Annotated in this window: 12 protein-coding genes; 7 read left to right on the top strand and 5 right to left on the bottom strand. The window is 42.8% G+C overall.

Features of this window, described 5'->3' with window-relative positions; all coding sequences use genetic code 11:
• Window positions 1-270 precede the first annotated feature (270 nt).
• Window positions 271-837 (top strand): isochorismatase family protein, encoded by a 567-nt coding sequence (locus tag ACT3QQ_RS08665; RefSeq protein ID WP_444527687.1) that lies wholly within the window; start codon window positions 271-273, stop codon window positions 835-837.
• 239 nt (window positions 838-1,076) lie between these two features.
• Window positions 1,077-1,706, top strand: a complete 630-nt coding sequence (locus ACT3QQ_RS08660; protein ID WP_444527686.1) for an HD domain-containing protein — start codon at window positions 1,077-1,079, stop codon at window positions 1,704-1,706.
• Window positions 1,707-1,800: 94 nt separating this feature from the next.
• Here ACT3QQ_RS08660 and asd read toward each other — a convergent pair whose 3' ends face one another.
• Window positions 1,801-2,637: an archaetidylserine decarboxylase gene (gene asd, locus ACT3QQ_RS08655; RefSeq protein ID WP_444527685.1), complete on the bottom strand. Its 837-nt coding sequence runs from the start codon at window positions 2,635-2,637 to the stop codon at window positions 1,801-1,803.
• Window positions 2,638-2,750: 113 nt separating this feature from the next.
• On the opposite strand from asd, the gene dtd reads away from it, so the two are divergent.
• The 3 genes from dtd to phoR all read left to right on the top strand — a co-directional run bounded on the left by dtd (window position 2,751) and on the right by phoR (window position 5,170).
• The gene (dtd, locus tag ACT3QQ_RS08650) at window positions 2,751-3,203 is read left to right on the top strand and encodes a D-aminoacyl-tRNA deacylase (RefSeq protein WP_444527684.1); all 453 of its coding nucleotides are present in this window, start codon (window positions 2,751-2,753) and stop codon (window positions 3,201-3,203) included.
• A gap of 112 nt (window positions 3,204-3,315) precedes the next feature.
• Window positions 3,316-4,020, top strand: coding sequence for a phosphate regulon transcriptional regulator PhoB (phoB, locus tag ACT3QQ_RS08645; protein ID WP_444521230.1), 705 nt, complete (start codon window positions 3,316-3,318; stop codon window positions 4,018-4,020).
• 58 nt (window positions 4,021-4,078) lie between these two features.
• Entirely contained in the window at window positions 4,079-5,170 is a 1,092-nt protein-coding gene (gene phoR / locus ACT3QQ_RS08640; RefSeq protein WP_444527683.1) for a phosphate regulon sensor histidine kinase PhoR, read from the top strand.
• Window positions 5,171-5,278: 108 nt separating this feature from the next.
• Here the strand turns inward: phoR and ACT3QQ_RS08635 are convergent, their stop codons facing one another.
• Complete coding sequence (locus tag ACT3QQ_RS08635) at window positions 5,279-5,869, bottom strand: M23 family metallopeptidase (RefSeq protein ID WP_444527682.1); 591 nt, start codon at window positions 5,867-5,869, stop codon at window positions 5,279-5,281.
• A gap of 196 nt (window positions 5,870-6,065) precedes the next feature.
• On the opposite strand from ACT3QQ_RS08635, the gene ACT3QQ_RS08630 reads away from it, so the two are divergent.
• Window positions 6,066-6,788, top strand: a complete 723-nt coding sequence (locus tag ACT3QQ_RS08630; protein ID WP_444527681.1) for a putative quorum-sensing-regulated virulence factor — start codon at window positions 6,066-6,068, stop codon at window positions 6,786-6,788.
• Window positions 6,789-6,836: 48 nt separating this feature from the next.
• Here the strand turns inward: ACT3QQ_RS08630 and ACT3QQ_RS08625 are convergent, their stop codons facing one another.
• Entirely contained in the window at window positions 6,837-7,802 is a 966-nt protein-coding gene (locus ACT3QQ_RS08625; RefSeq protein ID WP_444527680.1) for an alpha/beta hydrolase family protein, read from the bottom strand.
• 303 nt (window positions 7,803-8,105) lie between these two features.
• Between ACT3QQ_RS08625 and ACT3QQ_RS08620 the strand changes: the two genes are divergently transcribed.
• Complete coding sequence (locus ACT3QQ_RS08620) at window positions 8,106-8,789, top strand: TIGR00730 family Rossman fold protein (RefSeq protein WP_444527679.1); 684 nt, start codon at window positions 8,106-8,108, stop codon at window positions 8,787-8,789.
• A 135-nt stretch (window positions 8,790-8,924) separates the two neighbouring features.
• On the opposite strand, the gene ACT3QQ_RS08615 is transcribed toward ACT3QQ_RS08620, so the two are convergent.
• Together ACT3QQ_RS08615 and ACT3QQ_RS08610 are read right to left on the bottom strand one after the other, a co-directional pair.
• Window positions 8,925-10,553, bottom strand: coding sequence for an FAD-dependent oxidoreductase (locus ACT3QQ_RS08615; protein WP_444527678.1), 1,629 nt, complete (start codon window positions 10,551-10,553; stop codon window positions 8,925-8,927).
• 532 nt (window positions 10,554-11,085) lie between these two features.
• The gene (locus tag ACT3QQ_RS08610; RefSeq protein WP_444527677.1) at window positions 11,086-11,691 is read right to left on the bottom strand and encodes a YceI family protein; all 606 of its coding nucleotides are present in this window, start codon (window positions 11,689-11,691) and stop codon (window positions 11,086-11,088) included.
• Window positions 11,692-11,820: the final 129 nt, after the last annotated feature.

Here is an 11,820-nt window from a genome sequence, read left to right as displayed (position 1 = left end):
GTAAGACTATTTGAACATTCAATAAATAGTTACCTGCTAATAAAAAACCTCTAGTCATAACGGCTGGAGGTTTTTTTATGGGTTAAATGAATGTTTAGCCAGTTAGTAAATCATGGAGTCGAAAATCAAAGTATTACAGCGATTAAAATTATCTCCATTGACGCATTCATGAAACTATGACTAAATAAGAGAAAGATGAACTATGGCAATGTTTATGATAATTCTAAAATAGCTTTTAGTTGAAACTGTCAGTCGTACAAGGAGTGTACTATGATTAATGATCGCACCTATCGAATCGCTCGTGAGAATACCCAAGCCATGATTGTTGATGTGCAAGAGCGCTTAACGCCGCATATCTATGATCACGAAAATATCATCAAAAAAACCGTTACTCTTATTAAAGGGTTGCAGGCGCTCAATGTTCCCATCATGCTCAATGAGCAATATAAAAAAGGATTAGGCGATACCTTGCCAGAGCTACGCGAAGTACTCGAAGAAGATAATGCCAAAAGCTTTGAAAAGGTGACGTTTAGTGCCTGCGATAACAACGACTCATGGCATCATCTGGCACAGCAAAACCGAAGCACTGTGCTACTTTTTGGTGCTGAGGCGCATGTCTGTATTATGCAGACGGCTCTAGATTTATTGGATAATGGTATGCAGCCAGTCATCATTGGTGACGCGGTGGGTTCTCGTTTCCCTTACGATAAAAAGCAAGCAATTCGCCGTATTCGCCGTGCGGGCGGCGTAATCAGCACTGTTGAATCAATCTTATTTGAGCTGTGCCGCAGCAGTGAAGATCCTGCATTTAAAACCATTATTAATTTAATTAAGTAGGTGGTTAAGCTTTAGTTGCTTAAAGACTTGGATAAATAGGGATTCAGTTCGCTTGTTTATTGACCGACTTATAATAAATAGTGCTTGGTAAAATAAGCGCTATTTTTTTTGATTATGGCAACCATCTGCTAACGCTCGTAGGATATCAAGCTAACTATAATACCTTTAGCAATAAAACGTAAAATCTTCAGAATTATAAGTATTAATAACCAATAACTAGAGAAGTACAGAGAAAAATCATGCCACAAGCCAGCTCTATATCATTAACTGACCCAAAATCTACTTCACATATCGATATCGACGATGTCACTCATTTCTTATTGGAGTTAGATGCGCTCAAAAGAGTCAATCGTCGCAGCTATGTGACACAGACCACTCGTAAAGAAAACTCTGCCGAACATTCTTGGCATTTGGCGATGGCTTGTTGGTCGATTGCTGAATTATTTGCGTTGGACGTCAATCATGAAAACCTACTGAAGATGGCGCTAGTCCATGATTTAGGTGAAATTGATGCGGGCGATACTTTTTTGTATGCTGATACGCGCAAAGATGCGCATGTTGAAGAGCGTGCTGGCATTGCCAGATTACAACGTGAGCGAGGTAATGGCATTAATGATTTAAGCGAGGTGTGGGAAGCCCAAGAAACAGGAAGTAGCAAAGAGAGCCAGTTACTCAGAGTGGTCGATCGCTTATTGCCGTTTTTACTTAATCTAAATACCAACGGCACAACATGGATTGAGCTTGGCGTCACGCGCTCGCAGGTGGCGGGTGCTCATGCATTTATCAAAGATAGCTTTCCTCCTATCCATGATTGGCTCTCACGTAATATTAAATATGCAACTCAGCAGGGCTGGCTGATTGATGCGTAAATCTACATAGATAACCGGTATAAAAAAAGCCCAGTTAAGCATGATGATGTACGCTTAACTGGGTTAATATTTTGAGTGTTTTTATACAAGTATGTTATTGAGCGTTCGCCATTCCTAGCAACTGGCCCATTTGCACGATGCCGTTGGCTTGCATGTTATCTAGCCAGTCAGCCCTTGCCGTTTTTGGTAACACCACGATAGCTGTTGAGCCCAAATAGAAGCGTCCAAGCTCTTCGCCTGCCGCAAACTGCATGTCATGATCGGACTCGAATATGTCGTCAGTACGAGCAATCTTGCCAGTGGCGACAGTTTCAATACCAGCGACGATCATAGCGCCAACCATCACAACAGCTGCTTTGCCATACTTGGTATCAAACATACATACCAGACGCTCATTACGCGCAAACAAATCCGGCACATTAGCCGCCGTAGTATTGTTGACCGAAAACAGGGTGCCAGGGACATAGCGAGTCTTGGTCAATGTGCCAGTAAATGGCATATGCACACGGTGGTAATTACTAGGTGCTAAGTAGATGGTCGCAAAACTACCATCAGCGAAATAATTGCCATCTTCACTATCAGCAAGTAATTGGCCGATATCATAGTGACGACCTTTTGCTTGCAGTAGCTTGTGGTCTTCGATTTGTCCTAACTGAGAGATAATACCGTCCGCAGGACTCACGATACCGTTTGCAGTGGCGTCGATGGCTCGAGCGTCTTCTCTAAGCTCGCGGGTAAAAAAGTCATTAAAACTTTCGTAAGCGTTCAGGCTTTGGCGCTCGTACTCGTCTAAGCTGATGTTATAAGCTTTGGCAAAGCTACGAATAAAAGTGCGTTTGACATAAGGGTGGCGACTGGCGGCCAAACGTCCAGCGACTTTACTGAGCTTTTGCTGCGGCACAAGCTGTTGTAAGGTGGTAAATACATTCATAATAAGGCTACCAAAATAAGGTGTAATGTAATAAATAATAGTCAAGTTAGTGACGGTATTTTATCATGGACAGCATATTATTGTATGGCCATAATCTGTTAAGGAATCAGTAAATGAAAGCACTCATACAACGGGTGAAGTGCGCTAGTGTGGTCGTTGACCAGCAGTGTATTGGTGAGATTGAGCATGGGGTATTGTCGTATATCGGCTTGGGTCACGAAGACGACTTTACCGCTGCACAGCGTATGATCGATAAAATACTGACCTATCGTATTTTTGAAAACGATGACGATCCTGCTAAATTTGGTAAACTGGATAAAAACGTTCAGCAGGTTGGTGGTGGGCTATTATTAGTCTCGCAATTTACCTTGATGGCAAAAACAGACAAAGGTCGCCGACCAGACTTTGGTGGTGCGATGGCACCTGCTGCTGCGCAAGCGTTATTTGAACAACTGGTCGATTATGCCAAAACCAAACATTCGAACGTAGCAACGGGTCAGTTTGGTGCGGATATGCAAGTGTCGAGCGTCAATGATGGGCCGCTTAATTTTTTGTTAGAAATCTGATTTTGGAGTGTCATTAAGCTGTCATAATTAATCCGTTTAATAGATAGAGACTGGTGAGTATATATCGCCTTTTTACATGCTAGATTTTGTCCGCTAACATCGAGAATGTCCTATGTATAATGAGCAAATTTTGATTGTTGAAGATGAGCCTGCGATTCGTGAAATGGTTGTCATGACGTTAGAGATGGCTGGATTTGATAGCTTGCAAGCAGCTGACGTGTCAGAGGCGCATCAGCAAGTGGTCGATCACAGACCGTCGTTAATACTGTTAGATTGGATGTTACCGGGTGACAAGAGCGGTGTGGATTTTTGTCGCATGCTCAAAAACGATGAGCTACTCTCTGAAATACCCGTCATTATGCTAACGGCAAAAAGCGAAGAAGACAGTAAGGTACATGGTCTTGATGCAGGCGCAGATGATTATATGACCAAGCCTTTTTCGACTCGTGAACTGATTTCTAGAATCAAAGCTGTACTACGTCGTAGTAGCGCGATGAGTAGCGACAAACCTATCGAAATTGGACAGTTAAGTTTAGATACCAAAAGCCAGCGTGTGACAGCTGCGGGTAAAATCGTTGATGTTGGGCCCACAGAGTATCGCCTATTGGCATTTTTTATGAGTCACCCTGAGCGCGCCTATACACGCACGCAGCTACTCGATCAGGTGTGGGGTGGCAATGTATATATCGAAGATCGAACCATCGATGTGCATATCAAACGTCTACGTAAGTTACTGCGGCCTTATGAGTGTGATACATTGATACAGACGGTACGTGGAACAGGCTATCGATTTTCTAGCCTGATTGAGCCAAGTTAATCTTGTACAAATAATGCCGCAGCAATATTGAGGCAGCGGATAGTGGTAAGGATAAAAAATGGACAAGATAGTGCCAGCACAAAGTGAGCAATCAGCTTTACTAGAGCAAATCTCTACTCAAAGTACGGCAGAGCAACTCAAAAAAATCGGTAGTGCACTACGAGCCCTGCGCGATGCCGTGATTCTGCTCAATGATAATGACGGGCTAGAGTGGTGGAATCAAGCAGCACAAGACTTATTGCTACTGCAACCAGAGGATAAAGGTCAGAACATCTTTGACTTTATCGCCGTACCTGAGTTCCGCCAGTATTATGAAGGCACAACGATACCTAACGATGGCGTCCATATAGAGTCATGGCGAGACCCTAGCCGATACCTGAAGTGCGAACTGACGCCTTTCGGTGATGAAAAACTGCTGTTTGTATACGATGTGACCCGCCTGAGGCACTTAGAACAAATGCGTCAAGATTTTGTGGCGAATGTCTCACATGAGCTTAGAACACCATTGACTGTGATGATGGGCTATCTAGAAAATTTCTCCGATCAACCCGACATGCCGCCGCAATGGCGCCGTGGTTTTGAGCTGATGACGCAGCAAACTGCCCGTATGAACAGAATCGTAAATGACTTACTACTACTGTCTAAGATCGAAATTGAAGAATCGCACGAACTACATTACATAGATATGACTAAGCTACTGACCAATATCTACGACGATGCACAAGCGTACAACCAAGCGTATAAACACATTATTCATTTGCATATCGATACGTATGACGGGTTGTACGGGTCAGAGATGTATTTGAATAGTGCATTGTCTAACTTGGTAATCAATGCAATAAAATATACACCAAAGGGTGGCAATATCACCATCAGCTGGACGAGGGCGTCTGATGGCTGTCGTTTCGCTGTCGAAGACGATGGTATCGGTATTGCGCCAGAGCATATTGCCCGTTTGACAGAGCGTTTTTATCGTATTGACAAAGGCCGTAGCCGTGCAACAGGCGGTACAGGGTTGGGGTTAGCGATTGTAAAACACGTATTGCACCAGCACGAAGCGCAACTGCAAATCGATTCAGTAGAAGGGGAAGGGTCAACATTTAGTGTGGTATTTCCTTCAAACTATGTCAGGTCTGCTACGGCCAACTAATGTAATTTTTGGCCTATATTAAGGATAGTTTTTTGGTAGCAGTTTCTTGATTAATATAAACCTAGCACTACTTTAAATTAGGCTCAACGATATACTTTCAAATATCTATCAATCCTTTTGCAGAAGTGGATAAGGGTTCACCGCATTGCCGTTAATATAGATTCCATAATGCACGTGTGGCGGCGTTCCTTTTGCATTACCGCTATCACCCACATAACCTATCACGTCGCCTTGGTTTACCCAGTCATTGGGGGAGATGTCAGCATAGTCTTCTAGATGAGCGTAGTAATGTCCTGCACCACCCGGTCCTACCACCACGACCACACGTCCACCCAATGTATTCTCACCAACCTTGCTTACTACCCCTTGCGTAGTCGACTGCACGGGAGTATTGCGCGGTGCAAAGATATCGATACCTTCGTGGGAGCGACCTTGGCTACGTGCAGCGCCCCAAGTATCGGTCAGGTTTCGTTCTGGTAGTGGACTAGGTAAGCTATTTTCTGTCGGCAGCTCTTGTTGCAATAGACTCAATTGCTGCCATTTGGCAACCACAAACGACTGTGTTTGTTGACTGATACTGGGTAGAAGTTTATCGAAGACAAATAATAGTGCTAGCAATACAATAGCCTTAATCAATAGGCTGATTAAACGACTAAAAAAAGAAGGTCTGGGAGGCTGGTTGTTTCCATCTGCTAGCATTAATGTCTCTTATGTATTTTATGTTGTTTGAGGTTCTATTATAAAAGCTTCGTCTCATAACGTATGTATCGCATTGTTATCTATAGCTTTTACCCCCATAGATATCCTTATGAACAAAGATATAGACAGTAAGTATAGTTTTATCTATGTAATACCTTTACCGTGTCTCGACGTTGCTACTGATGGTTAATACTTTATGAATGATGCTTTTAAGCCTGCTGATATTTCTGTCACGTGCGAAACGGCACTGGTTATCGATACCGAAACAGATCAAGGCAGTGACCCTAGACCTATCCAAGTTGCTACTATCAATGTAGCAACTGGTTTTGAGTGGATGAAATACTTCAACAGTGGTCGATCCATTTCACCTATTGTCATCAAAGTACATGGCATTATTGATGATGATGTGGCTGGACTTGAGCGTTTTGAATTGGAACAGTTCGAATTGCCAGAGTACTTGATTGGTCATAACGTACGTTTTGATTGGCGTGTGATTGGCAGTCCTTCTACTAAGCTGATTTGTACGGTAAGGCTTGCGCGGGCCGCCTTTCCAGAGTGGCATGCTTACGGTCAGTCTAAGTGTATCGAGCAGCTATTGGGTAAGGGTGAGGCGAGTACAATGACGATTGCCGCTCATGATGCGCTTGGTGATGCTCGAATGTGCTATCTGCTGTATAAAGCGTGCTGCGAGCGTCTAGAGATTGCGCCGACAGATTTTGCGGCGGCACACGCTATCTCTAATAAAGCAACCCCTGTGAGCAAGATGCCGTTTGGCAAGTATAAAGGCAAGCCGATCAAAGATGTGCCCATCAGCTATGTTAAATGGATGATAGGCAATATTCATAACATGCAGCCATCGCTGTATTCGGCACTGACTAAACGCTTAAAACTGGATGAAGCGGAAAACGCAGAAAAGTAACCTACATTACTACGCGTCTACTATATAAAATGTCATATGGCGATAAGCTTATGGTTGGTCATGTAACCATTTAACCGCCATCTGCCATAGCTGCGGTGCTTTGATATTAGTCTTACTACTAAAATAGCGCATATGACCGATATGATTTAGTCCAAAATCTTCAGGATCTAAGAATCGCTTTTCTACAGGCATTTTTGTAAACACCCTTATCATGTCGTCCATATTTTCACTATTGGCGATATCATCATCACTAAAGCCAAGCCACAATGCTGGCATACTGAGCTCATCATAAAAATGCGATTGTATGCTTTTGCCAAATCCGGTTTTAACATAGCCTGCGCCGTTGCACCATTCACGCCATTGACGAGCCACACCGCGTGGCAGCGGCTCACCCATACCGATTTTATCTGACGGTGTATAGCCCAGTGTTAAATTAGTCAATGGAATAAACGCATCCATAAATCCCATGGCTTTGAGCTTATAAGGCATGCCCATATTTTTGATGCAACCTGACGAGCAAGCGACATTGAACACTGAGCCAATCGCCTGATAGTTAGGCATCAAGCCAATAAGCTGACCGCCTGCGCTATGACCGATAAGATGATAAGACGCATTAGGAAACTCATCTTGTAAGGCATCCAGTACAGCTGGCATGTCGTGGCGACCCCAACTGATCAATGAAGCGCTACATTTCGCCAGATCAGTCGATAGTGAATCACCGATTCCTTCATTATCAAAGGTTAGCACTCCAAAGCCGCTTTCTGCTAGGTAGATCGCAAAATTATGATAAAAGTGACGTTTAATACCTGTGGCTGGTGCCATCATGATTGCTTTTTTTGGCGCATCTTTAGGGCGATAGATAGTGGCTGCCAATGCTTGGTTGCGATCGGTCATAATACTTAATGAGTAAGTATTAACATTGCTTGAGTCATTCATATTACTTCTATTAGTGAGATTGTTATTAACAACGGAGCTCGATGGCTCGGTAGTAGGAGAAGCGTTATGATTATCCATGGCTATACCTTAGTATTTTTATTAGTAGATAATGAATATTGAGCTATGATGAACAGTAGATATTCATCTAAAAAGTGTAGTCGTTGCGTAGTGATAAATCGTTGTGACTATGTGGTAGCATTGCTTATGTTAAGATAAATGCTGGCAAGGCAGTTGCTCAAATATGACTTCCAAGTTTTGTATGACTTGGTTGGGTTTGTCCTATGAATCATGTGCATGACACTATAAATGATAGGTGTCGGTATGCAGCCTTCACTAATAACAAGCACTCAATAAGAACTGATAGATAATTAAGGAAGCTATATGCAAATGAAAATCAACGATGATACTTATGACGTAATCACAAGTAAAGACATTACAAATATTGAAAAAGCAGTCGATAAGTCAACCTTGTCAATGCCGCTTGTGGCCGTTTATTGCGGTTCGCGCTTGGGCAAGGGTGATGTGTATGAACAGGCGGCACGCGAGCTAGGTAGTGCCTTGGCAAAGAACGGCATGGGTCTGGTGTATGGTGGCGCTAGTATCGGTCTAATGGGTGCGGTTGCGGATGAAGTAATCAATGGCGGCGCTCAAGCAGTGGGTGTGATCCCAACCTTTATGCTCAAGCACGAAATCGCTCATGAGCAGCTGACACGCTTGCATTTGACTGACACTATGCACACGCGTAAGACTGTCATGGCAGAGTATGCCGATGCTTTTATCACGCTACCAGGCGGGCTAGGAACATTAGAAGAAATCATGGAAATCGCTACGTGGCGTCAATTGTATCAGCACGAAAAACCGATGATTATTCTGAATATCAATGGTTTTTATGATCGTATGATCGAGCACTTAAAATATACCACTGAGCAAGGCTTTATGAAGCAGGAAGATTTGGATCGACTAGTGGTATGCAATACCATCAGTGAAGCAATCAATATGTTACAGACAGTGGTGACTATAGATGATGATATAGATACAGAAAAGATGGCTGGCAGCAATAGCTAATCCGGATAGCCTTGATTAATACATAGCGAACGCTTAAATATTAAGAGCTATTGCAACAAAAGGAGCAGGTAACCAAATCTCAGTTATCTGCTCCTTTTTTGTGTCTACTAAAAAATTATCAATAAAACATGTTAACTAGGCTTCAGCAGGCGTGAGATCGTCCAATGCTACTTCACGAATACTATGATTGACATGAGCCATCGCGATTGGGAATCCACGTTGCTCAGCGAGCTCACGTGCGACTTCATCAACAGCCAGACTATCGTTATGGACAAGGTATGACCACTCATGGGCATAGCGACTACAATTCATAGGCGTATCATTCTCTATCAAACCTAGATCTGTTAGCTCATTAACTATTTGATCAGCAGCAATCAAGGTCGAAGATGCTTTGACGTTTTCTGCACGGGCATAGCGTATATTAGAGTATAAACTCACATCGGCAACTCGCAGAGTATCATCCTGTCCAGGAATCTGCTGTCCACCATATAGCGCGTTACCAACAGTACGTGCGCTGTTAAACGTCGGTACAAACTCAGCCACGTATTCAATTGCTTGCTGGCTACGTGCTTGTAGAGGTGCTTTATCCCAACCATCTTCAATATAATGCACATATTGTTGTGGCAGTTTGGGCTGCGCACTGTTTTCATTCGATGCGACAAGACCATCATCAAATAAAGTAATGGCATTACTCATACCATGAATCTGAAAATATCCGCCAGGATAAGGAGTAAGCTGCGCCATCCCCTCTGGAGTACCTCGTTGACCATAGACGATAATCTCTGGTATCTGTCCGCCAGCGTCGTCCCAATGGGTCACATAAGACGATTTAAACTCAACCATACGCGTGACCTCGACACCAACCATATCATCGATGACACCAGTACGGAATCCACAAGCATTGACTAAGTAATCAACTTCGATAGACTCAGGCTGAGAGGCACTGTCTTGATTGTGAGCTTGTTGATAGTCGATACGCCATTTGGTGACATGATGGTCAGCGTTAGTACAATTTTCACAGTCTACTGGTACAACTCTTTGCACAGCAGTTTCAGTGAATACATGCGCATTATCATATTCTTCAAGCGCAAGCTTGGCAGAAGCTGCTAAACGAAAAATATTCCAGCCATATTCTTGGACAACAATTAACGGAAATTTAACTTTGTTTAAGTCCAAATATCTAGCGACTGGAATCATCCACTCATCAACTGTACTCGGTACAGCGACTTGCTCACGTTCCGACAGTTCAATCAGTTGCTCATGGCTATAAAGCTGATAGTAATCTTCTGGCTCACCTAATACCTTGTTGTTGGCATCTTGCTCGATCAGCTCTTGATAAGCATCGGTCAAAATATCTAAACGCGGTAGTAAATCTTCAGGTAGTCCTTCGTCACGTGTCGGTACGGCAAACACCGTAGGGCGAACGTCAATAGTATGCGGGTATAAACGCAATATATCGATACATTGCTTAAGTAGTGCTACGCAATCTTCGTCCGGTATTTCACGGTATAGGTTGCCACCTGCATGCAAATGGCACATAGGTGGACCATCAATAAGTGATTTTTTCTTCTCAAATAAGTAGGTCTCTAGACCTAGCGCCGCCAGTCGGATCGCAATCGTTGATCCCGCAGTACCACCGCCTAAAATACCCACACGCTTTTTAGGTTGATTGTTTTGTGCCGCGTAAGGTAATACCTCAGAATGAGCGTCACGGTTAAAGGATTGAGCGTAGTTTTTATCGAAAGACTGAGTCATTGTCGTCATTATATCCTTTATAGCAGCTGTATTAGGCCATGCTCGGTATATGTGTTAAGTGTTCTATGTTTCCTGATATATGTGCGAAAGGGATTAAGTTCAACACATAAATCCGAACTTCAATATTCATATTCTCTATTGTTTAGCGTTTCTTCATCTTCATATGTCTATTTTACGAAGAACTACAGACGATATGATGGGAAATACGTAAGTACATGCATGAGTTTTGTCAACGAGTCGCTATATGTGTGAAGTTTGTCAGTCAAAAATTTTGGCTTAAGGATAGGGTAAGCAAGAGAGGTGGCAAACTTATGAAATCAGAAATAGCCTAGCTTTGTTATTTTGTAAGATGTGACCATTAATGATACGAGGAATAACGTCACAAGATTGATATTTGTCACGCTATTCCAAGTAGTTATTAGTTATTAGGTATGAACTGAAGCGAAAACGTCAAGATAAAAAAGTAGCCTATCCTTAATTGTATAGGTAGGCCGCTTTTTTGCTTTTGTTAAAAGTTGCTAGTGTTCAAGGGTTGTGATTGTTACTCCGATGTTTTTTCTACCAGCTCGCCATCGATTTGGATAGGGACATTGGTAGTGATGCCATCAGCGTAAGCAGTCATACCATAAGCGGCACGATCAAGTGTCCCAGTAGCACGGAAACCAACGACTGGCTCTTTAGTAAGAGGGCTATTAGCGATTTTATTTAATGTGACATCCAAGGTCAGCGGTTTGGTTTGACCTAATAGAGTGAAGTCACCCGTTACTTTAGCCTGCTGTGGATTGATAAATTTGACCTGAGTAGATTTGAAAGTCATGGTTGGATACTTTTCGACGTTGAAAAACTCATCTTTCTTTAAATGCTTGTCACGAGCATCCCAGTTTGTATCAATACTGTCGGTTGCAATGGTAAAGTTCATGCTCGTTTCATCGGGTGCTTTGATATCGTAATTCACCATACCTTTAACATCATTGAAGTGGCCCATGGTGGTTGAAAACCCCATGTGATTGACAGAAAAACCAACACGAGTATGTGAATCATCCAACTGCCACTGTGTCGGTAGGGCAGCGCTTGCCATAGTAGTCGCTGCCAATGCTGAGCCAACGAGTAATGCTTTCGTGACCGTACTTATTTTAGTATTTATCATTAAATAATCCTTATTTAATCCAGTTGAGTTATGAGCGAGATTGAGTTAGTAAAAGTTATGGTAAGAGTGAGTATATATAGCGTAGATTTACTATTTGGGCATACTATATATGATTGAAAGATAAGATTG

The organism is Psychrobacter sp. AOP7-A1-24 (genome assembly GCF_052376235.1).
Classification (GTDB): Bacteria; Pseudomonadota; Gammaproteobacteria; order Pseudomonadales; family Moraxellaceae; genus Psychrobacter.
This window is presented reverse-complemented; position numbering and strand designations above follow the sequence as displayed.